This is a genomic window from Microbispora rosea (genome assembly GCF_044460045.1).
GTDB classification, from domain to species: domain Bacteria; phylum Actinomycetota; class Actinomycetes; order Streptosporangiales; family Streptosporangiaceae; genus Microbispora; species Microbispora rosea.
This window is the reverse complement of record NZ_JBITJO010000003.1, coordinates 857,908-881,565: the sequence shown is the minus strand read 5'-3', so window position 1 is coordinate 881,565 and position 23,658 is coordinate 857,908. Positions and strand designations below refer to the sequence as shown.

The window sequence follows — 23,658 nt, the reverse complement described above, 5'->3', positions numbered from 1 at the left end:
ACCTTCTACCGGGGGCGCGGACCCCCAGGGGGGACATGCCATGGCCCGGACAGGCCTGCGCAGACGCGCCTCACTGCCGGTTTCGCGCTCCACCACCTGACGTGGCGCCCGGCGGCGGCCTGCTCGTGGCGGGCACGACCTCCGACGCGGGAAAGAGCGTGCTGGTGGCCGGCCTGTGCCGGTGGCTGGCCCGGCGCGGCGTACGGGTCGCGCCGTTCAAGGCGCAGAACATGGCGCTCAACTCGACGGTCACCGCGGACGGCGGTGAGATCGGGCGGGCCCAGGCGATGCAGGCCGCGGCGGCCCGGGTCGAGCCCGAGGCCGCGATGAACCCGGTGCTGATCAAACCCGCAGGCGAGCGGCACTCCCACGTGGTCGTGCTCGGCCGCGCGCACGCCGACGTGGACGCCATGTCCTACCGCGACCACAAGATGCGCCTGCTCGACGTCGCCCTCGACGCGCTGGACGGCCTGCGCCGCCGCTACGACGTGGTGATCTGCGAGGGCGCGGGCAGCCCGGCCGAGGTCAACCTGCGCGACCGCGACATCGCCAACATGGGCCTGGCCCGCGCCGCCGGCCTGCCCGCGCTCGTCGTCGGCGACATCGACAGGGGTGGCGTGCTCGCGCATTTCGCCGGCACCCTCGCCGTGCTCGACCGGCACGACCAGCGGCACATCGCCGCCTTCGTGGTCAACAAGTTCCGCGGGGATCTCGCGCTGCTGCGGCCGGGGCTCGACTGGCTCACGGAGACGACCGGCCGCCCGTGCCTCGGTGTGCTGCCGTGGCGCTCCGGCCTGTGGCTCGACGTGGAGGACTCCCTCGACCTCGACAGCCGTCCCGGTCTGCTCACCCCGCCTGTGGGACGTGACGTGCTGCGCGTTGCGCTGGTGCGGCTGCCGCGCATGTCCAACGTCACCGACGCCGACGCGCTCGCCGCCGAGCCGGGGGTGAGCGTCCGCCTGGTCACCACCCCCGCCGAGCTCGCCGACGCCGACCTCGTCGTGCTGCCCGGCACCCGCGCCACCGTCGGCGACCTCGCCTGGCTGCGCGAGCGGGGCCTGGACGAGGCGCTGCGCCGCCGCGCCGCCGACGGCCTCCCCGTGCTCGGGATCTGCGGCGGCTACCAGATGCTCGGCGCGGTCATCGACGACGATGTGGAGAGCCGGGCGGGCCGGGTGCCCGGCCTCGGGCTGTTGCCTGCCCGCACGGCGTACGCGCCGGACAAGGTGCTCGCGCTCGCGCAGGGCGAGTGGCGCGGCCACGAGGTCGCGGGCTACCAGATCCACCACGGCCGGGTGACGCCCGACGCGGGCGAGCCGTTCCTCGACGGCTGCCGGGCGGGCCAGGTGTGGGGCACGACCTGGCACGGCCTGTTCGAGCGCGACGGATTCCGCCGGGCCTTCCTCGCCGAGGTGGCCGCCGTCACCGGCAGGGCCTGGCTGCCGGGGACCGGCACGTTCGCCGCGCACCGGGAGGCCCGCCTCGACGCCCTGGGCGACCTGGTGGAAGAACACCTCGACACCGAGGCCGTGTGGCGGCTCATCGAGCGCGGCGTGCCCGCCGGCCTGCCCCGGATCACGCTGCGGGAGGACCGCCCATGACGATGTCACCGACGGCGCCGCCGAGGATGCTGCTGCTGTCCACCGCCGACACCGAGCTGCTCGCCGCGACCCGCGGCGGGACCGGCTGGCGGGTCGCCAACCCCGCGCGTACGGCCGCCGGGGACGTGCCCGCCCTGGTGGAGGGCGTGGACGCCGTCGTCGTCCGGCTGCTCGGCGGCAGGCGCTCGTGGCCCGAGGGGCTCGACGCCGTGCTGGCGGCCGGGCTGCCCACCGTCGTGCTCGGCGGCGAGCAGGCCCCGGACGCCGCGCTGATGGCCCTGTCCACCGTGCCGTCGGGGGTCGCGGCGCAGACGCTGGCGTATCTGGCCGAGGGCGGCCCGGACAACCTGGCGGAGCTGCGCCGTTTCCTGTCCGACACGCTCCTGCTGACCGGCGAGGGCTTCGCGCCGCCCAGACCCACCCCCGCCTGCGGCGTGCGGCCCGGCCGGGCGCGCCGGGAGGGCCGTCCTCTGGTCGGCGTGGTCTACTACCGGGCGCACGAGCTGTCGGGCAACACGGCGTTCGTCGACGCGCTGTGCGACGCGGTCGAGGCGGCGGGCGCCGACGTCCTGCCGGTCTTCTGCGGGTCGCTGCGCGGCGCCGGCGACGACCTGCTCGAACTGCTGCGGCCGGTGGACGCGCTGGTCGTCACCGTGCTCGCCGCGGGCGGGGCGGTCGCCGCCGCCGCGAGCGCCGGCGGCGACGAGGACGCCTGGGACGCCGGGGCCCTGGCCGATCTCGACGTGCCGGTGCTGCAGGCGCTGTGCCTGACCACGCCCCGGTCGGTCTGGGCCGGCTCGGACGCCGGGCTGACCCCGCTGGACGCCGCGATGCAGGTGGCGGTGCCCGAGTTCGACGGGCGCCTGATCGGCGTGCCGTTCTCGTTCAAGGAGGACGGGCCCGACGGCGTGCCGGTCTACGTCGCCGACACCGAGCGGTGCGCCCGGGTGGCCGCCCTCGCGGTCGCGCACGCCCGGCTGCGCCACGTGCCGAACGCGGACAAGCGCCTGGCGATCGTGCTGTCGTCCTATCCCACCCGGCACGCCCGGGTCGGCAACGCCGTCGGGCTCGACACCCCGGCCTCCGCCGTCGTGCTGCTGCGCGCCCTGCGCGCGGCCGGGTACGACGTGGGCGACGCGCCGGACGACGGCGACGCGCTGATCCACACCCTGATCGCGGCCGGCGGCCACGACGTGGAGTGGCTCACCGAGGAGCAGATCGAGACCGCCCCCGCCCGCGTGCCGCTGCGCGCCTACCAGGAGTGGTTCGCCGCGCTGCCCGCCGAGCTGGGCGAGGCGGTGACCGCCCACTGGGGGCCGCCGCCCGGGTCCCTCTACGTGGACGGAACCGACATCGTGCTGGCCGCGCTGCGGTTCGGCAACGTCATGCTCGCCATCCAGCCGCCCCGGGGGTTCGGCGAGAACCCGGTCGCGATCTACCACGACCCCGACCTGCCGCCCAGCCACCACTACCTCGCGGCGTACTGGTGGCTGGCCCGCGAGTTCGGCGCGCACGCGGTCGTCCACCTCGGCAAGCACGGCACGCTGGAGTGGCTGCCGGGGAAGGGGCTGGGGCTGTCGGCGTCGTGCGCGCCCGACGCCGCGCTCGGCGCGCTGCCGCTGGTCTACCCGTTCATCGTCAACGACCCCGGCGAGGGCACCCAGGCCAAGCGGCGGGCCCACGCGACCGTCGTCGACCACCTGATCCCGCCGATGGCCAGGGCCGACTCCTACGGCGACCTCGCCCGGCTGGAGCAGCTGCTGGACGAGCACGCCACCGTCGCCGCCCTCGACCCGGCCAAGCTGCCGGCCGTACGCGCGCGGATCTGGACCCTCGTCCAGGCCGCCCAGCTCCACCACGACCTGCACGTGGACGAGCGGCCACAGGACGCGGAGTTCGACGACTTCCTGCTGCACGTGGACGGCTACCTGTGCGAGATCAAGGACGCGCAGATCCGTGACGGCCTGCACGTGCTGGGCCAGGTCCACACCGGGGAGGCCCGGGTCAACCTCGTGCTCGCCGTGCTGCGCGCCCGCCAGGTCTGGGCCGGCGCCGCCGGGGCCCTGCCCGGCCTGCGCGAGGCCCTCGGACTGCCCGAGGACGCCGGTGGGGCGCAGGTGGACGCGTTCGAGGCCGAGGCGCGGCGGCTGGTGGAGGCCATGGAGGACCACGGCTGGGACCCCGCGGCGGCCGGAGCGGTCACGGACGTGCCGGAGGTCGCCCGGGTGCTGCGCTTCGCGGCGACCGAGGTGGTGCCCCGGCTCGACCGGACGACGGACGAGGTGGCGCACGTGCTGCACGCGCTCGACGGCGGCTACGTGCCCGCCGGGCCGTCCGGGTCGCCCACGCGCGGGCTGGTCAACGTGCTGCCCACCGGGCGCAACTTCTACTCGGTGGACCCCAAGGCCATCCCGTCCCGGCTGGCCTGGGAGACCGGGTCGGCCCTCGCGGCCTCGCTGGTCGAGCGCTACCGCGCCGACACCGGCGAGTGGCCGCGCACGGTCGGGCTCACGGTCTGGGGCACCAGCGCGATGCGCACCCAGGGCGACGACATCGCCGAGATCATGGCCCTGCTCGGCGTGCGCCCGGAGTGGGACGACGCCTCCCGCCGGGTGACCGGCTTCGCGGTCATGCCGGCCGAGGAGCTGGGCCGCCCCCGCGTGGACGTGATCGTGCGCATCAGCGGATTCTTCCGCGACGCGTTCCCCCACGTCGTGGCGCTGCTCGACGAGGCCGTACGGACGGTCGCCGCGCTGGACGAGCCCGCCGAGGTCAACCCGCTGCGCGCGCACGTCCACGCCGACCTCGCCCGGCACGGCGACGAGCGCCGCGCCACCAGCCGCGTCTTCGGCTCCAAACCCGGCGCGTACGGCGCCGGCCTGCTGCCGCTCATCGACGCCCGCAACTGGCGCGACGACGCCGACCTCGCCGAGGTGTACGCGGTGTGGGGCGGCTACGCGTACGGCAGGGGCCTCGACGGCCGGGAGGCCCGCGCGGACATGGAGGCGGCGTTCCGCCGCATCGACGTGGCGGCCAAGAACCAGGACAACCGCGAGCACGACATCGCCGACTCCGACGACTACTTCCAGTACCACGGCGGGATGGTGGCCATGGTCCGTCACCTGACCGGCAGGTCCCCTGCGGCGTACGTGGGCGACTCGCACGTTCCCGACGCGGTGCGCACCCGGACGCTGGGCGAGGAGACACGGCGGGTGTTCCGGTCGCGGGTGGTCAACCCGCGCTGGATCGGGGCCATGCGGCGGCACGGCTACAAGGGCGCGTTCGAGATGGCGGCCACGGTGGACTACCTGTTCGGGTTCGACGCCACCGCCGGGGTGGTCGACGACTGGATGTACGAGTCGCTCGCCTCCTCCTACGTCTTCGACCCCGAGGTGCGGGAGTTCATGCGGGCGTCCAACCCCTGGGCGCTGCGCGGCATCGCCGAACGGCTGCTGGAGGCGGCCGACCGGGGGCTGTGGGCGCGCCCGCGGCCGGAGACGCTCGACGGGCTGCGCGCGGCCTACCTGGAGACGGAAGGCGACCTGGAGGCGGGCAAATGATCGTGGGATACCCCTTCAGCGCGGTGGTCGGGCACGACGACCTCAAGCTGGCGCTGCTGCTCAACGCCGTGTCGCCCGCGATCGGCGGCGTGCTCGTGCGGGGCGAGAAGGGCACGGCGAAGTCGACCGTGGTGCGGTCGCTCGCGGCGCTGCTGCCGGAGGTGGCGGTGGTGGCGGGCTGCCGGTTCTCCTGCGACCCCGCCGCCCCCGACCCGTCGTGTCCCGACGGCCCGCACGAGAGCGGCCTGTCGCCGCAGACGCGCCCGGCACGGCTGGTGGAACTGCCGGTGGGCGCGTCGGAGGACCGCGTGGCCGGGTCGCTCGACCTGGAGCGGGCGCTGACCGAGGGCGTCAAGGCGTTCGAGCCGGGCCTGCTGGCGGCGGCCCACCGGGGCGTGCTGTACGTGGACGAGGTCAACCTGCTCCACGACCACCTGGTGGACCTGCTGCTCGACGCGGCGGCGATGGGCGTGGCCCACGTGGAGCGCGAGGGCGTGTCCGTCCGCCACGCGGCCCGCTTCCTGCTGGTCGGCACCATGAACCCGGAGGAGGGCGAGCTGCGGCCGCAGCTGCTCGACCGTTTCGGCCTGGCCGTCGAGGTGCGCGCGTCCCGCGACCCGGCCGAGCGGGCCGAGGTGGTGCGCCGCCGCCTCGCCTTCGACGCCGACCCGGCCGGATACACCGGCGCGTACGCCGGCGGCGAGCGCGACCTCGCGCTGCGGATCGCGGCGGCCCGCGAGCGCTTGCCCGCCGTGACCCTGCCCGACGACGCGCTGCGGGGGATCACGGCGGTGTGCGCGGCCTTCGACGTCGAGGGGATGCGCGCCGACCTCGTGATGGCGCGTACGGCCGTCGCCCTGGCCGCCTGGGAGGGCAGGGACGAGGTCACCCCCGGCGACGTCCGGACGGCCGCCCGCCTGGCGCTCCCCCATCGGCGCCGCCGCGACCCGTTCGACGACCCCGGCCAGGGGCTCGACGAGGAGCGGCTGGAACAGGCTCTCTCCGAGGCGCTCTCCCCGGACGACGATTCCGGCGACGACGCGCCCGACGACGCGCCCGACGACGGGCCCGACGACGACGGCCCGGGCGGTGGGGGCGCCCCGGGTGGAGAGCCCGCGGACGCGCCGCCCGGCGAGGGCGGCGGGACGGGCGGCCGGAGGCCCGAGTCTCCGGGAGCGCCCTATCGGACCCGGCTCCTCGCGCCGGAGGCGGTGGGCCGAGGCGGGCCCGCCGGCCGGCGTGGCCGCACGACGGGCGAGTCCGGGCGCGCCGTCGGCGCCCGCACCCCGGACGGACGGCTGCGCCGGCTCGACCTGCCGGCGACGCTGGCCGCCGCCGCGCCGCACCAGCGCGGGCGCGGCCGCACCGGCTCCGGACTGGTGCTGCGCCGCGAGGACCTGCGTGAGGCCCTGCGGGAGGGACGCGAGTCGAACCTGGTGCTGTTCTGCGTGGACGCGAGCGGGTCGATGGCCGCGCGGACGCGGATGCGCGCGGTGAAGGGCGCCGTGCTGTCCCTGCTGCTGGACGCCTACCAGCGCCGCGACAAGGTCGGGCTGGTGACCTTCCGGGGCGAGGAGGCGACGGTCGCGCTGCCGCCGACCTCCAGCGTCGAGCTGGCCTCCGGCCGGCTGGCCCGGCTCGCCACCGGCGGGCGCACCCCGCTGGCCGCCGGGCTGCGCCGGGCGGAACGGGTGCTGGCCGCCGAGCGGCTGCGCGACCCCCGCCGCCGCCCGCTGCTCGTGGTCGTCACCGACGGGCGCCACACCAGCGGTCCCGACCCGGTGGTCACGGCCCGGCGGCTCGCCGGGGTCGCGAGCGTCGTCGTCGACTGCGAGCACGGCCCCGTACGGCTCGGCCTGGCCGGGCGGCTCGCCGCCGCGCTCGGCGGGACGGCGATCCGGTTGGAAGAGCTGGCGGCCGATCACCTGGCCGCGGTGGTGCGTGACGTCAGGAAGGTGGCGTAGATGCCGCAGGGCAGACCGGCCGGCGTGCCGGACGACGGGCTGACCACGCGCGAGCGGCGCAACCGCCCGCTGGTCATCGTGCACACCGGGGAGATGAAGGGGAAGTCGACGGCCGCCTTCGGCCTGGCGCTGCGCGCCTGGAACCAGGGCTGGCCCGTCGGGGTGTTCCAGTTCGTCAAGAGCGCCAAGTGGCGGGTCGGCGAGGAGGCCGCGCTGCGCGCCCTCGGCCGGCTGCACGAGCAGACCGGCGAGGGCGGCCCGGTGACCTGGCACAAGATGGGCGAGGGCTGGTCGTGGATCCAGCGGCCCGGCACCGAGGCCGACCACGCCGCCGACGCCCGCGAGGGCTGGGCGCAGATCAGGCGCGACCTCGCCGCCGAGACCTACGGCCTGTACGTGCTGGACGAGTTCACCTATCCGATGAAGTGGGGCTGGGTCGACGTGGACGACGTCGTCGAGACCCTGCGCGCCCGGCCCGGCCGCCAGCACGTGGTGATCACCGGCAGGGACGCCGATCCCCGCCTGGTCGAGACCGCCGACCTCGTCGTGGAGATGACCAAGGTCAAGCACCCGATGGACGCGGGACAGAAGGGCCAGAGGGGCATCGAATGGTGACGCTCGAATGGTGACGATCCCCCGGCTCGTGGTCGCCGCCCCCGCCTCCGGCGCGGGCAAGACCACCGTGGCCACCGGGCTGATGGCGGCGCTGACCGCGCGCGGCCTCGCCGTCTCGCCGCACAAGGCGGGCCCCGACTACATCGACCCCGGCTACCACGCGCTCGCCACCGGCCGCCCCGGCCGCAACCTCGACGCGTTCCTCACCGGGGAGGAGCTGATCGCCCCGCTGTTCGCGCACGGCGCGCGCGGCGCGGACATCGCCGTGGTCGAGGGCGTCATGGGCCTGTTCGACGGGCGTGGTCCCACGTCCGAGGCATCCACCGCGCACGTCGCCCGCCTGCTCGGCGCGCCCGTGCTGCTCGTGGTGGACGCGTCGTCCCAGTCGGCGTCCGTCGCGGCCCTCGTACACGGCTTCGCCACCTTCGACCGGTCCGTACGGGTCGCCGGCGTGGTGCTCAACCGGGTGGGCTCGGCCCGCCACGAGGAGATCCTCCGCGAGGCGCTGCGGCCCCTGGGCATTCCGGTGGTGGGGGCCCTGCCGCGCGACGCGGCCGTCCACGTGCCGTCGCGGCACCTCGGCCTGGTGCCCGCCGCCGAGCGCGACGCGCAGGCGCGGCGGGCCGTCGCCGCCCTCGGCGCCCTGGTCGAACGGCACTGCGACCTCGATCTCGTGCTGCGCCTGGCCTCGGCCGCGCCCCCGCTCGCGGCCACGCCCTGGTCGGCCGCCGACGCGGTCGGAACCCCGGTTTCCGGCCGGCCCGTGGTCGCGGTCGCCGCCGGCGCGGCGTTCACGTTCTCCTACGCCGAGACGGCCGAACTGCTGACCGCCGCCGGGGCCGAGGTGGCCCATGTCGACCCGCTGCGCGACGAGGCGCTGCCGCCCGGCACGCGGGGCCTGGTGATCGGCGGCGGGTTCCCCGAGGTCCACGCCGCCGACCTGGCCGCCAACGCGCCGCTGCGGGAACAGGTGGCCTGCCACGCCGCCCGCGGCCTGCCGATCGCGGCCGAGTGCGCGGGCCTGCTCTACCTGGCCGCCTCGCTCGACGGCGCGCCGATGTGCGGCGTGCTGCCGGTGGAGGCGCGGATGACCGGGAAGCTGACGCTCGGCTACCGCGAGGCCGTGCGGCCCGACGGCACCGTCGTGCGCGCTCATGAGTTCCACCGCACCGCCTGCTTCCCGCCCGCCGGCGAGTCCCCGGCGTACGTGCTGCCGGAGCGGGAGGGGTTCGTGCACGGTGGTGTGCACGCCTCCTACCTCCACCCGCACTGGGCGGGCGCGCCGCGCCTGGCGCGTGATCTCGTGGAGGCCGCTGTTTCGGAGGACGCCGCATGAGTCCCGTGCTGATCGGGGTGGGCGTCGGCCCGGGAGACCCCGACCTGGTGACGGTGAAGGCCGTGCGCGTGCTGCGCGAGTCCGACGTGGTCGTGGTGCCGGTCGCCGACACCGGCGAGGAAGGCCGCGCCGAGCGCATCGTCCGGGCCCACACCGGCCGCGAGGTGACCCGCCTGGAGTTCGCCCTGCACGACCCTCCGGGCAGCGGCCCCCGGCGCGCCACGGCCTGGGACGCGGCGGGCGCGGCCGTCGCCGCCGCGTACGACGCGGGCGCGAGCACGGTCGCGTTCGCGACGATCGGCGACCCCAACGTCTACAGCACCTTCACCTACCTGGCCGAGACCGTGCGCGGGCTCGTGCCGGAGGTGGAGGTCCGCACGGTCCCCGGCGTCACCGCCATGCAGGCGCTCGCCGCGAGCAGCGGGACCGTTCTCGTCGAGGGACGCGAGTCGCTCGCGCTGATGCCGCTGACGGCGGGGCTGGACGCCCTGCGTGGGGCGCTCGACGCCCACGACACCGTCGTCGCCTACAAGGGAGGACGCATGCTGCCCCAGGTGCTGGCCGCCGTCCGCGATTCCGGCCGCCTGGCCGGCGCGGTGTACGGGGCGTCGCTCGGACTGCCGCAGGAGGACGTGCGGCCCGCCGCCGGGCTCGACCCGGCCGAGGCCGGGCCCTACCTGTCCGCGCTGCTGGTGACCCGGGAGCGTACGGGCCGGGGAGGCAGGCTGTGAGCGGGCCGGCGGTGAGCGGCACGGTGACCTTCGTGGGGGCGGGGCCGGGCGCGCCCGACCTGCTCACGCTGCGCGGCGCGGCGGCCATCGCCGAGGCCGACATCGTGATCTGGGCCTCCAGCCTGGTTCATCCCGGCGTGCTCGCGCACGCCCGCGACGGCGCCCGGGTGGTCGACTCCGCCGCCGTGCCCCTGGAGGAGGTCGTCGCCCTGTATGAGGAGGCGGCCCGCGACGGGCTGCGCGTGGCCCGCGTGCACTCCGGCGACCCCGCCCTGTGGGGGGCGGTCCAGGAACAGCTCGACCGGTGCGCCGCGCTCGGGCTGGAGACCGAGGTCGTGCCGGGGGTCTCCAGCTTCACCGCCGTCGCCGCCGCCGTAGGGCGGGAGCTGACCGTGCCGGAGGTCGCGCAGTCGGTCGTGCTCACCCGGCTGGAGGGCGGCAAGACGCCGATGCCCGAGGGCGAGACCGTGCGCGAGTTCGCCGCGCACGGCACGACGATGGCGCTGTTCCTGTCGGCGGCCCGTGCCGGCCGGTTGCAGGAGGAGCTGCTGGCGGGCGGCTACCCGCCCGGGACGCCCTGCGTGGTCGGCTACCGGGTCACCTGGGAGGACGAGCTGGTGCTGCGCTGCCGCCTGGACGAGCTGGCGGCGACCGTGCGCGCCCATCGGCTGTGGAAGCACACGCTGGTGCTGGTCGGGCCCGCGCTGGAGGCCCACGGCACGCGCTCGCACCTCTACCACCCCGGCCATTTCCACGGCCACCGCCGTTCCGACCCGGCGGCCCGGCGCGAACTGCGCGGCGCGCCATGAGCGAGGCCTCCGAACTGCGCGGTCCCGAACTGGGCGGTCCCGAGCTGCGCGAGCCGGACCTGCCGCGCACGATGCGGGTGCGCAAACGGGCGTTGCGCACCGGGTGGACGACGGGCACCTGCGGCGCCGCAGCCGCCAAGGCCGCCAGCATCGCGCTCGCGCACGGCGACACCCCGTCCACGGTGGACACGCCGCTGCCGGGCGGCGGCCGGGTGACGCTGCCGGTCGACTCCTACGACGTGGCGGACGCGAAGGCCACGGCCGTCGTCGTCAAGGACGCGGGGGACGACCCCGACGCGACGCACGGCGCGCATCTGACCGCGACCGTGTCCTGGCGGCCCGAGGCCGGGATCGAACTCGACGGCGGCGTCGGCGTCGGTGTGGTCACCCGGCCGGGCCTCGGCCTGGAGGTCGGCGGCCCGGCCATCAACCCGGTCCCCCGCGCGCAGATCACCCAGGCCGTCGGCGAGGTCGTGGACCTGGGACGGCGCGGCGTCCGCGTGATCATCAGCGTGCCCGAGGGCGAGCGGATGGCCCGCAAGACCACCAACGCCAGGCTCGGCATCCTCGGCGGCATCTCGATCCTCGGCACGACCGGGATCGTGCGGCCGTTCTCCACCGAGTCGTGGCGTTCCTCGGTCGTCCAGGCCATCGACGTGATGGCGGCGCAGGGCGAGCGCACACTCGTGCTGTCCACGGGTGGGCGCACCGACCGGGCCGCCATGCGGCTGCGGCCCGACCTGCCCGCCGTGTGCTTCGTCGAGGTCGGCGACTTCACCGGGGCCGCGCTGCGCAGGGCCGCCGACGCGGGGCTGACCGACGTGCTCTTCGTCGGCATGGCCGGCAAGCTGACCAAGCTCGCGGCCGGCGTGCTCATGACCCACTACACCCGATCGAAGATCGACAAGGATCTGCTGGCCCGGGTGACCCGGGAGGCCGGCGGCGACGAGGCCCTCATCGGGCGGGTCGCCGAGGCCAACACCGCCCGGCACGCGTACGAGCTGTGGGAGGCCGCCGGGCTGCTCGAACCCGCCGGGCGCGTGCTGTGCGCACGGGTCAAGGACGTGCTGGAGCGGTTCTGCGACGGCACGCTCACCGCGTCGGTGATCATGGTGGATCCGGATGGCCACGCTCCGGTCGCCTCCAGCGGGGAGGGACGCGGGTGGTGACGGTCATCGGCGTCGACGGACGGCCGCTCGCCCCCTGGGCGGCCGAGCGGCTGGCCGAGGCGACGCTGGTCGTGGGCGCCGCCCGCCACCTCGTCGCGCTCCCCGTCCCCCGGCAGGCGGAGCGGGTGGTGCTGGGCCAGGTGACGGCGGGCGTGCGGGCCCTCGAGTCCCACGACGGCCCGGCCGTCGTGCTCGCCTCCGGCGACCCCGGGTTCTTCGGCCTCGTCCGCCTGCTGCGCGAGCACGGGCTGGACGTCGAGGTCGCACCGGGCGTCTCCTCGGTCGCGGCGGCCTTCGGCCAGGCCGGGCTGAGCTGGGACGACGCGGTCGTGGTGAGCGCACACGGGCGCGACCCCCGCCGGGCCGTCAACGCCTGCAGGGCGCTGGCGAAGGTCGCCGTGCTCACCGCCCCCGGCGCGGGGCCCGCCGAGATCGGCGCGGCGCTGCGCGGCTGGCCACGCCGGCTGCTGGTCGCGGAACGCCTCGGCACCGCCTCGCGGCGGGTGACCGCGTGCACGCCCGAGGAGGCCGCCGGGCGGGAGTGGGCCGACCCCAACGTGGTGCTTTCCCTCGCCGATCGCCCGTCTCCGCGCGGCTGGGCGGCGCCGCCGCGCCCGGCTCCCGAGCGGTGGGCGCTGCCGGAAGAGTGCTTCGAGCACCGCGACGGCATGATCACCAAGGCGGAGGTGCGGGCGCTGGCCCTCGCGCACCTCGGTCCCGGCCTGGGCGACCTGGTCTGGGACCTCGGCTGCGGCAGCGGCTCCGTGGCGGTCGAGGCGGCCCGGTTCGGCGCCGCCGTCGTCGCGGTCGACCGCGACCCCGGCCAGTGCGACCGCACGCGCCGCAACGCCGCGGCGTACGGCGCCGAGGTGCGGGTCGTGCACGGCGATGCCCCCGGCTGCCTGACCGGGCTGCCCGCCCCCGACGCCGTGTTCGTCGGCGGGGGCGGCGCGGACGTGGTGAGCCACGTCGCCCGTCTCGGCGCGCGGACCGTGGTCGCCGCGCTCGCCGCCGTCGACCGGGTGCCCGCCGCACGTGACGCGCTGCGCGCCGCGGCCTATGACGTGGGCGGCGTGTCGCTCGCGGCGAGCAGGTTCGCCGATCTGCCCGGCGGCGCCACGCGGCTGGCCGCGGCCAATCCGGTCTTTCTCGTATGGGGGCATCGTTGACAGTGATCGGCTTGGTGACCGCGACGAAGGCGGGCAGGACCGCCGCCGCGCTGCTGGAGCGGGCCTGGCCCGAGACCCGGTCGTATCCGGTGGCGGACCTGGCGCGGGCCTGGCGCGAGTGCGACCGCATCGTGTGCTTCCTCGCGGTCGGCGCGGCCGTACGGCTGCTCGCGCCGCTGCTGCGCGACAAGCACGACGACCCCGGGGTGGTCTGCGTGGACGAGGCGGGCCGCTTCGCGGTGGCCCTGACCGGCGGCCACGGCGGCGGCGCCAACCGGCTCGCCCACGAGGTCGCCGACGTGCTCGGCGCGACGCCGGTCGTCACCACCGCGACCGACGCCACCGGGACGGGCGCGCTCGACGCGCTCGGCCTGCCGGTCGAGGGCGACGTCGCCGCCGTGACCCGGGCCATGCTCGACAGTGTGGTCGACGGTGCGCTCGGCGGCGAGGAGGTCACGCTCACCGCGGACGTCACCTGGCCGCTGCCGCCGCTGCCCGTCACCGCGTCGGACTCGCCGCGCCCGCCCTGCGTGGTCGTCACCGACAGGATCGTGGACCCGCCGCGCCCGGCCGTCGTCGTCCGGCCGCCGAGCCTCGTCGTCGGCGTCGGCGCGAGCCGGGGCGTCGCCGCCGAGGAGGTCCTCGCGCTCATCCACGACGCGCTGGCGGAGGCCGGGCTGTCGCCCCGCTCGGTCGCGCGCCTCGCCACCGCCGACGTGAAGGCGGACGAGGCCGGGATCGTGGCGGCCGCCCGCGCGCTCGGCGTGCCGCTCGTCACCCACCCCGCGGAACGGCTCGCCGATGTCGAGGTGCCGCACCCCAGCGAGGTCGTCCGCCGGGCCGTCGGCACCCCCAGCGTGGCCGAGGCCGCCGCGCTCGCCGACGGCGGTGAGCTTCTGGTGCCCAAGCGCAGGTCGGCGATGGCGACCGCGGCCGTCGCCCGGCTGCGGCCCCGCGGCAGGCTGGCGATCGTCGGCCTCGGCCCCGGCGCCCGCGACCTGATGACCCCGCGCGCCGTCGCCGAGGTGCGCCGCTGCGGCTACCTGGTCGGCCTCGACCAGTACGTCGACCAGATCCGCGACCTGCTGCGCCCCGGCACGCACGTCATCGAGTCGGGCCTCGGGGCGGAGGAGGAACGCGCCCGCACCGCCGTACGGCTCGCGAGCGAGGGACACGCCGTCGCGCTCGTCGGCAGCGGCGACGCGGGCGTCTACGCGATGGCCGCGCCCGCCCTCGACCTCGCGGACGACACCTTCGACGTCGTCGGCGTGCCGGGGGTGACGGCCATGCTCGCCGCCGGCGCGCTGCTCGGCGCGCCGCTCGGCCACGACCACTGCGCGATCAGCCTGTCCGACCTGCACACGCCGTGGGAGGCGATCGAGCGGCGGGTGCGGGCGGCGGCCGACGCCGACCTCGTGGTGGCCTTCTACAACCCCCGCTCGCGCGGCCGCGACTGGCAGCTTCCCCGGGCGCTGGAGATCCTCGCCGAGCGGCGCGGGCCCGGCGCCCCGGTCGGCGTGGTCACCGACGCGAGCCGGCCCGGGGAGAGCGTCGCGCTGACCACGCTCGCCGGGCTCGACGTGTCCGCCGTGACCATGCGCAGCCTGGTGATCGTCGGCGCCACGTCCAGCCGGGTCGTGGCGGGCCGCTTCGTGACACCGAGGGGGTACGCGTGGCAGCCCTCGCCTACCTAGTCACGCAGGCCTGCGCCGGGTGCGGCGCCTGCCTGCTCACCTGTCCCGAGCACGCCATCCGGCCCAGTGACCGGCCCAGCGGCGCGCTCGTCGTGCTGGATCAGAGGTGCACGCGCTGCGGCGAGTGCGCCGAGGTATGCCCCGTCGACGCCGTACTGGAGGTGCGGGCGTGAGTGTCGAAACGCACGGAGCCTGGACGCCCCGCGAACGGGCCAGGATCGGCGGCATCGTCGCCGTCGTCGCCGCCCTGCACATCGCGGGCTGGGCGCTCTACCTGTACTACGCGAACGGCCTGGCCGGGGCCGGGGCGTTCGCGGGCGCCGGGACGCTCGCCTACAGCCTCGGCATCCGCCACGCCTTCGACGCCGACCACATCGCCGCCATCGACGACACGACCCGGCTGATGATGCAGCGGGGCCGCCGCCCCGTCGGCGTCGGCTTCTTCTTCGCCCTCGGCCACTCGACCGTCGTCCTGGTGCTCGCCATGGTCGTCGCCGCCGCCGCGGGAGCGGCGGCGACCGGAGAGAGCGTCGAGGAGTTCCGGCACGTCGGCGGCGTGGTGTCCCAGGTGGTCGCCATGTCGTTCCTGCTGCTCGTCGCCGTGCTCAACGCCCTCGTCCTGGCCGGGGTGATCGGCCTGTGGCGGCGGATGGCGCGCGGCACGCTCGACCGGGACGAGCTGGAGGTGCTGCTGCTCAACCGCGGCCTGCTCAACCGGATGCTCGGCCGCCGCGCGCGGGGGCTGATCCGGTCGTCGTGGCACATGTACCCGGTGGGCGTCCTGTTCGGGCTCGGCCTGGAGACCGCAAGCGAGGTCACGCTGCTCGCGCTGTCGGCCGGGACGGCGGCGCAGGGCGGGCTGCCCGCCCTCGCGGTGCTGACGCTGCCCCTGCTGTTCGCGGCCGGGATGACCGCCTGCGACACCGCCGACAGCCTGCTGATGTCGCGCGCCTACTCCTGGGCGCACCGCAGCCCCGCCCGGCGGCTCTACTACAACGCGGCGACGACCGGGATGACCGTCGTCGTGGCCGCCTTCATCGCGAGCGTCTACCTCGCCGGGCTCCTCGGCGGGCCGTTCGAGGCGTACGGGTCGCTCGCCGAGCACTTCGAAGTGCTCGGCTACGCCATCGTCGCCGCGTTCGCCGTCGTCTGGGCGGGCGCCGCCCTCGTGTGGCGGCTGTCCGGGCTCGGCAGGAGGTACGCGGAGTGAGAAGGGCCGTCCACCCCATCGAGGCGCGGTCGTACGAGATCCTGCGCTCCCGGGCCGACACCTCCGGGCTGCCGCCGCTGACCCGGGCCGTGACCGAGCGGGTGATCCATGCCAGCGCCGACCTCGACTACCTGACCGACCTGGTGGTCTCGGCGGAGGAGGACCTGCGGCGGGCCGCGCACGCCCTGCGCGCCGGGGCCCCCGTCGTCACCGACGTCGAGATGGTCGCGGCGGGCATCACCGCCGTCACCCCCGTCTGCCACGTCCGCCGGGCCGTCGCGCACGACGGCCTGACCCGCAGTGCCGCCGCCGTCCGCCTGGCGTACGACGAGGTCGGCCCGGGGGCGGTGTGGGTCGTGGGCAACGCCCCCACCGCACTGGAGGAGATCCTCCGGCTCGGTGTCCGTCCCGTGCTCGTCGTCGGCCTGCCGGTCGGGTTCGTCGGCGCCGCCGAGAGCAAGGCCGCCCTGCGCGCGTCGGCACTGCCCGCGGTCAGCAACCGCGGCGAGAAGGGCGGCTCGGCGGTCGCCGCCGCCGCCGTCAACGCGCTGCTCTACGCCCGTGACAACCAAGCCCCGAACAACCTGGAGGGTTCACTATGACCGGCTCGCCGGCGCTGCTCCTCGTCGGCCACGGCACGCGGGACGCGGCCGGAGTCCGCGACTTCCACCTTCTGGTCGAGGAGGTGGCCGCCCGCTCCCCCGTCCCGGTCGCCGGGGGGTTCATCGAACTGTCCCGCCCGCCCCTGCGCGAGGCGGTCGCGACGCTGACCGGCGCCGGGCACACGAGACTCGGCGTGGTCCCGCTCGTGCTGGTCGCGGCCGGGCACGCCAAGGGCGACGTGCCCGCGGCGCTGCAGCGGGAGGCGCTCCGCCACCCCGGCCTCGGCTACGCGTACGGCAGGCCGCTCGGACCGCACCCCACCCTGCTCCAGTTGCTCGACGAGCGGCTGGACGCCGTGCTCGACCCGTCCGAGCGCCCGGAGACGACCGTCGTGCTCGTCGGCCGCGGCTCCTCCGACCCGGACGCGAACGCCGAGCACGTCAAGGTGGCCCGGCTGCTGTGGGAGGGACGCGGCCTGGCCGGCGTCGAGCCCGCGTTCATCAGCCTCGCCGGCCCCGGCGTGCCGGCCGCGCTCGAACGGGCCCGGCTGCTCGGCGCCCGCCGGATCGTCGTCCTGCCGTACTTCCTGTTCAGCGGCGTGCTGCCGGACCGCACGGTGGCGCAGGCACGTGAGTGGGCCGCGGCGCGTCCGGAAGTCGAGGTGCGCTTCGCCGGCGTCATCGGACCCGCGCCCGCCCTGGCCGGCCTGGTGCTGGAGCGCTACCACGAGGCGCTGCGCGGCGACATCCGGATGAACTGCGACACCTGTCTCTACCGGGTGCCGCTGCCGGGTCACGAGCATCGGGTGGGCGCCGCCCAGCACCCGCACCACCACCCGGACGACCCGGCGCACGCGCACGTCTAGGAGATGCCGCGCAGAAGGGTGGTGAGGGACGCGCCGAGCGGGGCGTCGAAGGTCATCAGCGCCTCGCCGTCGCCCCGGGTCGGCCCCTGGTTGATGATCGCGACGGGGATGGAGCAGGCCGCGGCGCGCCGGACGAACCGGTATCCGGACATGACGGTCAGCGAGGACCCCAGCACCAGCAGCAGCCCGGCCCGCTCGGTCAGCGCGTAGCACTCCTCGACCCGTGACGGCGGCACGTTCTCGCCGAAGAACACCACGTCGGGCTTGAGCACGCCGCCGCAGCCCTCGCAGTCCACCATGCGGAACGTCTCGATCTCGTCCACGGCCAGGACGGCGTCGCCGTCCGGGTTGATCATCTCCGAGCTGGCCTGCCACCCCGGGTTGGCCGCGCGCAACCTGTGGTCGAGCACGCGCCGCGAGGTGCGGTGGCCGCAGTCCAGGCAGCGCACCCGATGCAGGCTGCCGTGCAGTTCCACGACCCCGTGCGCGCCCGCCGCCTGGTGCAGGCCGTCCACGTTCTGGGTGATGATCCCCGCGACCAGGCCGCGGCGCTGCAGCTCGGCGACCGCGAGGTGCCCGTCATTGGGCGCGGCGTCCACGATGTGACGCCACCCCAGATGGCTGCGCGCCCAGTAGCGCCTGCGGGCGGGGGCGCTGCTCACGAAGGTCTGGTAGGTCATCGGCTCGGCTCTGCGCCTGCGACCGGTCTCCCCCCGGTAGTCCGGGATCCCGGATTCGGTCGAAAGGCCGGCCCCGCTGAGGACCACCACCTCGCCGTCGGCCACGAGATCGGTGAGCATCCCCCACCGCTCGGCAATCCCCGCGTCGCGCACCACAGTCACGCATCCATGGTGCCCGACACGCCGTAGTTGTCAGCCCCGCCCCTCCCCCAGCCGTACGTCGAAGATGACCTCGACCTCGTCGCGCAGCTTGAGCGCCCCGAAGAACGCCGTGTAGGGGCGGATGCCCCACGCGGACTGCACGACGGTCGCCCGTCCGCGCGCCCGGCCGCCCGCGAGCGCGCCGTCGACCGTGACGGGCCGGGTGACGCCTGCGATCGTCAGGTCCCCCTCGACGTGGAACGCCTCGGGATCGCCCCCGACCCGGGTCGAGCGGAACGTGACCAGTGGGTGCTGGTCCGCCTTGAGGACCTTGTCGCGCATGTTCTTCTCGATCTCGACCCGGTCGGAGTCGGTGAGCGGCTTGACCCCGCCCGTGCCCTCCCTGACCCGCATCGAGGCCACCTCGGCCTCCACCGTCACCCGGCAGCCCGCCGGGTCGTCCGGCGTCACGACCGCCTCGCCTCGCCACCGGGTGACCTCCATCGTCAGATCGTGCCCGGCCTTTGCGCCCAGCCCGGCGCGGCCGGTGAGGACCAGGAGCCGGCCGGACCTCGGCCCCAACGCGTACGTGCCCGCCTCGACGTCCATTCCGTGGGCATTCCCGCGGAACGGACCGGAGATGTCGGTGCCGGATGACATCGTGGTGATCCAATCACCCGGAAGGAGAGGGATCATGAGTGAGCCCGGGACATTCAGCGTGCGGCCCGTCGGAGTCGTGCGGTCCGTGCTGACCGATCGCGGCGAGGCGCCGCGGCAGGGGCGCGAGGGCGCGCCGGACGCCTGGCTGGAGGTCGACCCGGCCGTCGCGGAGGCGCTCGACGGGGTGACGGCGGGCGACGAGGTGCTCGTCCTCACCTGGTTCCACCAGGCCGACCGCGAGACCCTGCGCATCCACCCACGCGGGGAGACGAGCAACCCGCTGACCGGCGTGTTCGCCACCCGCTCCCCGGACCGCCCCAACCCGATCGGCCTGCACCGGGTCACGGTCCTGGAGGCCGACCCGGCGCGGGGGCTGCGCGTGCACCCCCTGGAAGCCATCGACGGCACTCCTGTGATCGACGTCAAGCCTGTGCTCGACGCTGCCGAGCGGTGACAATCGTCCAGCGCCCTTTACATTGTAGATTCAACTCCTTGAGGGGACGCCCACGGCGAACAGACCGAGCATCCGCGCAGATCACAGAGATGGACAGGAAGCCTATACCGGGCCTATACCGCTAAGCGCTTCGCTCGTCGACATCCGTTCCGTACGAGCGAGGAAACGAAAAAATGCGTATTCGCAAGGGAATGGCAGCGGCCGCTCTTGCCCTCGGAGCCGGTGTGACCGTGCTGCCGACGGCGCCGGCTTGGGCGGCGAACTCGGAGTGCACCGTCCAGAATTTCTGGACGACCTGCTCCACGGGGAACCTTTCGGCCATCAATGGCTGGATCGAGGTGACGACCTTCGAGTCGTACATCGGCAACCCGCTGTGCGACGCGAGCGAGATCCGCTGGAAGGTCGTCGACGCCACCAACGGCCACGTCGTCGGCCGCGGCACGGGTGCCACCAACCGCTGGCGGATCTCCGGCCTGACCAACAGCTACTACGGCCGTCTGGACAACTGTCCCCGGATGACGATCCGCATCCACAACTCGTAGCCGCCTACGAGAGGGCGGAACCGACCTGATCTTTCCGGTCAGGCCGGTGGAGGAGGCGGAGGGGGTCCGGAAATCACCGCAAGCCATCGAAGACGGCCGCTAGTCACGATCACAAAGGTTCGATGTGGATGTCACACTAAAGCACGATCTTCGCTCTTATTGCTGTCCATAGTTCCAGCTGACCGGAGAACGGGGATCCACTCATGCTGACTCGCAGGGATTCGCTGCGCCTGCTCGCGGGCATCGTCATGGGAGCCGCCGCGCTGCCCGCCCGCTCGGCGATCGCGGCCGACACTCCCCCTCCCTGGACGGTCACCGGCTCGGGCTCGTTACCGCCCTTCGACGACTTGATGAGAAGCTTCATGGAGTCGCGGAGCATCCCGTACGCTTCGCTCGCCGTGGTGCGGCAGGGCAAGCTGATGCTCGCGCGGGGATACAACTCCACGTCGGGCCCTGTCCTGGCCCAGCCGACGTCGTTGTTCCGCCTGGCCAGCGTGAGCAAGCCGGTCACGGCCACCGCGATCATGAAGCTTGTCCAGGACGGCAGGCTCAGTCTGTCGGCCACGGTGGCGCCGATGCTGGGGCTCAGCACGGCCGCCGACTCCCGCCTCGGCAACGTCACCGTGCGTCACCTGCTGCAACACCTTGGCGGCTGGGATCGATCCGTATCCGGGTTCGATCCGATGTATCGGGAGGATGCCACCATCAGCAGCGCACTCCAGGTGCCGCTGCCGGTGACGCAGGCGAACATCATGGACTACGTGTCCACGCGCACGCTGGACTTCGACCCCGGCCTGAGGTACGCCTACTCGAACTACGGCTACATGCTGCTCGGCAAGGTCATCGAGACTGTCACCGGCCTGCCGTACGCCACCTACGTGCGGCAGAACGTGCTCTCCCCGGTGAAGATCACCCGGATGGCGCAGGGCCGCACGGCGCAGAGCCTACGGCGGTCCACAGAGGTCCCCTACTATTCGCCGTACAGCGATACGACCGTGATGGACAACTCCGGGGCTCAGGTGCCCCTGCCGTACGGGACGTTCAATCTCGAGAACATGGCCGCGCACGGCGCCTGGCTCTCCTCGGCCGTCGACATGGCGAAGTTCACCACGATCTTCGACGCTCCCGGCCTGCTCACCTCGTCGACTATCGGGCAGATGTTCGCCCCGCCCGACGGAGTCCCATGGAGCGGCTCTTACTACGGCATGGGCTGGTCTGTCCGCCCCATCGGCAGCGCCCTGAACACGTGGCACGACGGGGCGTATCCCGGCACCTCCACCCTCATGGTCCGGCGGTATGACGGGCTGAGCTGGATCGTGCTCTTCAACCGGTGGGACGACGCCTTGGGCCAGAACTACACCGCTGACATCGACTACCCGTTACATGTGGCGGCCGACCGCGTCACCTCCTGGCCGAATACGGACCTGTTCCCGTCCTACGGCCTGTGACCCTCGGCTGACCAGGCCGCAGCTCGCCGCTCAACGTCAGCAGCACCGCGGTGCCCAGCTGGGCGGCGAGGCGCGGCGCCCACCGGTACGGCGTGGCCGGGTTGTTCCTCACGCCGACCACGAGACCGGGATCGGACCCGGGCGTCGGCATGCCTTGCAGCGTCGTCCCCGGGCACCGGCCGGCCTTTCCCGGCATGGTGAAAGGCGTCAATGATTCGTGGGCGAACGCATGCGCCCGCGTCCCCGAGACTGCATTCCAGCCCGGACAGAGCCGGCACCGAGACCGTATTGCGCGCCGTGTCATACGCCCGGAACGTGGAAGGGCCCGCGGAGTGGCCGACCCGCGGGTAGGTGATCGGCTGGTGCCGAAGCGGGAGGAGTCCACCGAGTGCTTCCGCACCGAGCGAGGCTTCGGTCGTGACCGCCAACGGGTGCCTCTTGGCCCCGCCTCGGACGCGCTAGCGGCCGGCATGCCCTCGGATGATTGTTAGCGTTAACATTTTGACCTCGTCTTCGTCCTCCTCCACATCGAGAGATCGGCCGGTGGTGGTGGAGCGGAGCAAAGCGGAGGCGTGGGCCCGCTGTCAAGTGGCGCGATAGGTGCGGACCCGAACGCGGGAGGGCGCGAACGCGGCCCAGCTGCCGCATCAGGGAACTCTCGGAGCTTCCCGGCGACGACGGCGAATGAAACGTTCATCCGATGACTGCGCTCCCGGATCACACACCGGCCGCGGCGGTTCGAGATCACGGGATGGTTTACGCTGCGCCGGACTTTCTCAGCGGAACCCTACTCTTGACACATTTCGGCGAGGTTTCCACACTGAGCCCCGAGGCGGTCTCCCGCTGTCCGGTGGTGGTGCGCGGGGCGGAGGCCTGCCGTTCGCGACGCCCTCGTGGTGTGCACTCCTTGCCCGAGAGCACGGCGTCCAGCGCTGAATGCCCCCGCGTTTCCCCTTTCTCTGGTCGCAGTGATGGAGGCTCAGGCATGGGCGCACGCGCCGTTCCGCCGCCGGGAACCCGGCGGCCACCCGCGGACCCGTCCGCGTCCGGGCCCGGCTCGCGGAGCCGGTCGCTCCGGCGGGCGACAGGCCGGGCGATGGGCCGGACGATGGGCCGGACGATGGGCCGGACGGTGGGCCGGACGGTGGCGGCGGTGGTGGCCGTCCTCGGGCTGTTGTCGGCGGCCATCGCGACCGGCCCGGCGTCGGCCGCGGACAATCCCTTCCAGCGCGGGCCGAACCCCACCGTGGAGAGCGTCGCGGCCACCAGGGGGACCTTCGCGACCGCCCAGACCAGCGTGCCGGCCGGCAACGGCTTCGGCGGCGGAGTCGTCTACTACCCGACCGACACCAGTCAGGGGACGTTCGGCGGAGTCGCGATCGTGCCGGGCTACTCCGCCCTGTTCGCCGACGAAGAGGCCTGGATGGGGCCCTGGCTCGCGTCGTTCGGCTTCGTGGTGATCGGCATCGAGACCAACAGCCGCACCGACAGCGCGGACGCCCGCGGGACCCAGCTGCTCGCCGCCCTGGACTACCTCACCCAGCGCAGTCCGGTACGCGACCGGGTCGACCCGAACCGGTTGTCGGTCGTCGGACACTCGGCGGGCGGCGCGGGGGTCCTCAGCGCGCTGCTCCGGCGGCCCTCCCTCAAGGCCGGGGTCGGGCTCGCGCCCGGCTCTCCCGTGGGCAACTACGACCTCTACGACGACCGGGTGCCGACGATGTTCATCTCCGGGCAGCGGGACACAACCGTCACGCGGTCGTATCTCAACGGGCTGTACGGCACGCTGCCGGCCACGACGCCGAGCGCGTGGGTGGAGATCACCGGGGTGGACCACCTGTTCGCGACGCGGGCCAACACGACCGAGATGCGGGTGCTGATCCCGTGGCTGAAGATCTGGGTGGACGACGACACCCGGTACACCCGGTTCCTGTGCCCGCTGGCGGACTCCACCGGCATCTCGATGTACCGCGACACGTGCCCGTACGTGCCGCCGGGCAGGTCGTCGCCGTCGCCGAGCGCCTCGCCCTCGTCATCCCCCTCCCCCTCGCCGTCCCCGTCTCCCTCGCCGTCCCCGTCCGCCAGTCCGTCACCGCCGCCGCCGGGCGCCTGCGTGGCCGAGTACCACACGGTGAACTCGTGGCCCGGCGGCTACCAGGCGTCGGTCACGGTGACGGCGGGCCCCTCGGCGGTCCAGGGCTGGACCGTCAGGTGGACGCTCGGCAGCGGCCAGTCGATCACCCAGCTGTGGAACGGCACGCTGAGCACGAGCGGTTCCGCGGTGACGGTGAAGAACGCCTCCTACAACGGCACGATCCCCGCGTCCGGCTCGGCCACCTTCGGGTTCCTGGCCACCGGCACGCCGTCGGCTCCCCCGCTCACCTGCACCAGCCCGTGATCGATCGCG

Annotated in this window: 21 protein-coding genes; 18 read left to right on the top strand and 3 right to left on the bottom strand. The window is 74.5% G+C overall.

Annotated features, from left to right (window positions below):
• The first annotated feature begins 101 nt into the window (after window positions 1-101).
• The 14 genes from ACIBK1_RS16275 to ACIBK1_RS16210 are packed head-to-tail and all read left to right on the top strand — an operon-like array spanning window position 102 to window position 17,326.
• On the top strand, window positions 102-1,601 hold the full coding sequence (locus ACIBK1_RS16275) for a cobyric acid synthase (protein ID WP_396735648.1): 1,500 nt from the start codon (window positions 102-104) through the stop codon (window positions 1,599-1,601).
• Window positions 1,598-5,161, top strand: coding sequence for a cobaltochelatase subunit CobN (locus ACIBK1_RS16270; RefSeq protein ID WP_396735645.1), 3,564 nt, complete (start codon window positions 1,598-1,600; stop codon window positions 5,159-5,161). The genes ACIBK1_RS16275 and ACIBK1_RS16270 overlap by 4 nt, the downstream gene beginning before the upstream one ends.
• Window positions 5,158-7,125 carry a putative cobaltochelatase gene (locus ACIBK1_RS16265; RefSeq protein ID WP_396735642.1) on the top strand — a complete coding sequence of 656 codons (1,968 nt, stop codon included), beginning with the start codon at window positions 5,158-5,160 and terminating at the stop codon, window positions 7,123-7,125. Before ACIBK1_RS16270 ends, ACIBK1_RS16265 begins: the two co-directional genes overlap by 4 nt.
• Window positions 7,126-7,740, top strand: a complete 615-nt coding sequence (gene cobO / locus ACIBK1_RS16260) for a cob(I)yrinic acid a,c-diamide adenosyltransferase (RefSeq protein ID WP_076434167.1) — start codon at window positions 7,126-7,128, stop codon at window positions 7,738-7,740. It abuts the gene before it with no gap.
• A 7-nt stretch (window positions 7,741-7,747) separates the two neighbouring features.
• Window positions 7,748-9,076: a cobyrinate a,c-diamide synthase gene (locus ACIBK1_RS16255; RefSeq protein ID WP_030508028.1), complete on the top strand. Its 1,329-nt coding sequence runs from the start codon at window positions 7,748-7,750 to the stop codon at window positions 9,074-9,076.
• Entirely contained in the window at window positions 9,073-9,807 is a 735-nt protein-coding gene (gene cobI, locus ACIBK1_RS16250) for a precorrin-2 C(20)-methyltransferase (RefSeq protein ID WP_396735637.1), read from the top strand. Before ACIBK1_RS16255 ends, cobI begins: the two co-directional genes overlap by 4 nt.
• On the top strand, window positions 9,804-10,616 hold the full coding sequence (cobM, locus tag ACIBK1_RS16245) for a precorrin-4 C(11)-methyltransferase (RefSeq protein WP_396735634.1): 813 nt from the start codon (window positions 9,804-9,806) through the stop codon (window positions 10,614-10,616). Before cobI ends, cobM begins: the two co-directional genes overlap by 4 nt.
• Entirely contained in the window at window positions 10,613-11,785 is a 1,173-nt protein-coding gene (locus ACIBK1_RS16240; RefSeq protein WP_396735631.1) for a cobalt-precorrin-5B (C(1))-methyltransferase, read from the top strand. The genes cobM and ACIBK1_RS16240 overlap by 4 nt, the downstream gene beginning before the upstream one ends.
• A complete protein-coding gene (cbiE, locus tag ACIBK1_RS16235) occupies window positions 11,779-12,954 on the top strand; it encodes a precorrin-6y C5,15-methyltransferase (decarboxylating) subunit CbiE (RefSeq protein WP_396735628.1) in 1,176 nt (391 codons plus the stop codon). The genes ACIBK1_RS16240 and cbiE overlap by 7 nt, the downstream gene beginning before the upstream one ends.
• A 14-nt stretch (window positions 12,955-12,968) precedes the next feature.
• The gene (gene cobJ / locus ACIBK1_RS16230) at window positions 12,969-14,648 is read left to right on the top strand and encodes a precorrin-3B C(17)-methyltransferase (protein ID WP_396735626.1); all 1,680 of its coding nucleotides are present in this window, start codon (window positions 12,969-12,971) and stop codon (window positions 14,646-14,648) included.
• Window positions 14,627-14,821 (top strand): 4Fe-4S binding protein, encoded by a 195-nt coding sequence (locus tag ACIBK1_RS16225; protein ID WP_363419682.1) that lies wholly within the window; start codon window positions 14,627-14,629, stop codon window positions 14,819-14,821. The genes cobJ and ACIBK1_RS16225 overlap by 22 nt, the downstream gene beginning before the upstream one ends.
• Window positions 14,818-15,858, top strand: a complete 1,041-nt coding sequence (locus ACIBK1_RS16220) for a HoxN/HupN/NixA family nickel/cobalt transporter (RefSeq protein ID WP_030508021.1) — start codon at window positions 14,818-14,820, stop codon at window positions 15,856-15,858. The genes ACIBK1_RS16225 and ACIBK1_RS16220 overlap by 4 nt, the downstream gene beginning before the upstream one ends.
• On the top strand, window positions 15,855-16,460 hold the full coding sequence (locus tag ACIBK1_RS16215) for a precorrin-8X methylmutase (RefSeq protein WP_030508020.1): 606 nt from the start codon (window positions 15,855-15,857) through the stop codon (window positions 16,458-16,460). The genes ACIBK1_RS16220 and ACIBK1_RS16215 overlap by 4 nt, the downstream gene beginning before the upstream one ends.
• The gene (locus tag ACIBK1_RS16210) at window positions 16,457-17,326 is read left to right on the top strand and encodes a sirohydrochlorin chelatase (protein WP_030508019.1); all 870 of its coding nucleotides are present in this window, start codon (window positions 16,457-16,459) and stop codon (window positions 17,324-17,326) included. The genes ACIBK1_RS16215 and ACIBK1_RS16210 overlap by 4 nt, the downstream gene beginning before the upstream one ends.
• Here ACIBK1_RS16210 and ACIBK1_RS16205 read toward each other — a convergent pair.
• Both ACIBK1_RS16205 and ACIBK1_RS16200 read right to left on the bottom strand, forming a co-directional pair.
• Window positions 17,323-18,168, bottom strand: a complete 846-nt coding sequence (locus ACIBK1_RS16205) for an NAD-dependent protein deacetylase (protein ID WP_363535124.1) — start codon at window positions 18,166-18,168, stop codon at window positions 17,323-17,325. The two genes, ACIBK1_RS16210 and ACIBK1_RS16205, sit on opposite strands and share 4 nt — an antisense overlap.
• A 30-nt stretch (window positions 18,169-18,198) precedes the next feature.
• A complete protein-coding gene (locus tag ACIBK1_RS16200; protein ID WP_357320068.1) occupies window positions 18,199-18,807 on the bottom strand; it encodes a YceI family protein in 609 nt (202 codons plus the stop codon).
• Between the two features lie 34 nt (window positions 18,808-18,841).
• Here ACIBK1_RS16200 and tsaA point away from each other — a divergent pair, with 34 nt between their 5' ends.
• The 3 genes from tsaA to ACIBK1_RS16185 all read left to right on the top strand — a co-directional run bounded on the left by tsaA (window position 18,842) and on the right by ACIBK1_RS16185 (window position 21,251).
• A complete protein-coding gene (tsaA, locus tag ACIBK1_RS16195) occupies window positions 18,842-19,261 on the top strand; it encodes a tRNA (N6-threonylcarbamoyladenosine(37)-N6)-methyltransferase TrmO (RefSeq protein ID WP_030508016.1) in 420 nt (139 codons plus the stop codon).
• 173 nt (window positions 19,262-19,434) lie between these two features.
• Window positions 19,435-19,803: a hypothetical protein gene (locus tag ACIBK1_RS16190; RefSeq protein ID WP_363535129.1), complete on the top strand. Its 369-nt coding sequence runs from the start codon at window positions 19,435-19,437 to the stop codon at window positions 19,801-19,803.
• 203 nt (window positions 19,804-20,006) lie between these two features.
• Complete coding sequence (locus tag ACIBK1_RS16185; protein ID WP_396735621.1) at window positions 20,007-21,251, top strand: serine hydrolase domain-containing protein; 1,245 nt, start codon at window positions 20,007-20,009, stop codon at window positions 21,249-21,251.
• Here the strand turns inward: ACIBK1_RS16185 and ACIBK1_RS16180 are convergent.
• Window positions 21,205-21,402, bottom strand: coding sequence for an alpha/beta hydrolase (locus tag ACIBK1_RS16180; protein WP_396735618.1), 198 nt, complete (start codon window positions 21,400-21,402; stop codon window positions 21,205-21,207). The two genes, ACIBK1_RS16185 and ACIBK1_RS16180, sit on opposite strands and share 47 nt — an antisense overlap.
• An 834-nt stretch (window positions 21,403-22,236) precedes the next feature.
• Here ACIBK1_RS16180 and ACIBK1_RS16175 point away from each other — a divergent pair.
• Window positions 22,237-23,649, top strand: coding sequence for a poly(ethylene terephthalate) hydrolase family protein (locus tag ACIBK1_RS16175; protein ID WP_396735615.1), 1,413 nt, complete (start codon window positions 22,237-22,239; stop codon window positions 23,647-23,649).
• Window positions 23,650-23,658: the final 9 nt, after the last annotated feature.